Below are 848 nucleotides of genomic sequence, written 5' to 3' on the forward strand. Positions count from 1 at the left end.
TACGCTTTATTAGCGTTCTAATATGATATCATACTCTGAATCATACTTTAAACTGCTCGTTAGTGCCAGTTGCTGCTTATTACTGGCTACAAAGGTAAGGGCAAAGAAAAGGGATATTTGCAGTTCCTCTTTAATATCAACAGAAATTGGAATGTATTTGTCGGATTGGTTCTATCCACGACAGCAAATAGAACCAACAAAATGAGAAAAGGACTATTGGAACACTATCATTCCAACAGTCCTTTTCTGCGTGTTATTGTCAAATGGTTACTTCTTCAAGGTGATACAGCCAACCGAAGCACGCTTCTGGGCATCGGAAATCTTGGCATACACCTCTGTTGTTGCCACATTCTTGTGACCGAGATAACGCTGCACAACCGCAATACTTGTTCCTGCGTCCAACTGGAGACAGGCAAAGCTGTGGCGTGAGCAATGATAGGATATATGCTTGGTGATTCCTGCTTCTCTCAGCCAGTTCTTCAATGGTGCCTGTGTCATGGAGTCTTTGAAATCGGGGAACACCTTACCTCGTTTATCTGGTGAATAGCCTATCAGTTCCAAGGCTTCCTCACTGATTGGGTTATGCACGATGTCCTTTGTCTTCTGCATTCGTGTAGTGACATACATCACACCATCGCTGCCGTATGGCTGTATTTCTTCCCAAGTGAGCTTCTTGATGTCGCTCTTTCGCAATGCCGTTAGACAAGAGAACAGGAAGGCTCGCTTCAATGCAGGGGTAGAGCATGGAGTGGATGCCAAGCGGATAACCTCGTCTTGTGAAAGATGCTCCTTGTCAGTCGGGATTGTCTCGATACGCTCCAAGAAACCGTTCGGGTTCTCCTTTATCT

1 protein-coding gene is annotated in these 848 nt (G+C 44.9%); it reads right to left on the reverse strand.

The window, feature by feature from the left end; all coding sequences use genetic code 11:
• Positions 1–267: 267 nt before the first annotated feature.
• The coding region (locus tag I6E38_RS14955; RefSeq protein WP_235394725.1) for a site-specific integrase at positions 268–848 on the reverse strand (581 nt) is incomplete at its 5' end.

It is taken from the genome of Leyella stercorea (assembly GCF_021531355.1).
Taxonomy (GTDB): Bacteria; Bacteroidota; Bacteroidia; order Bacteroidales; family Bacteroidaceae; genus Prevotella.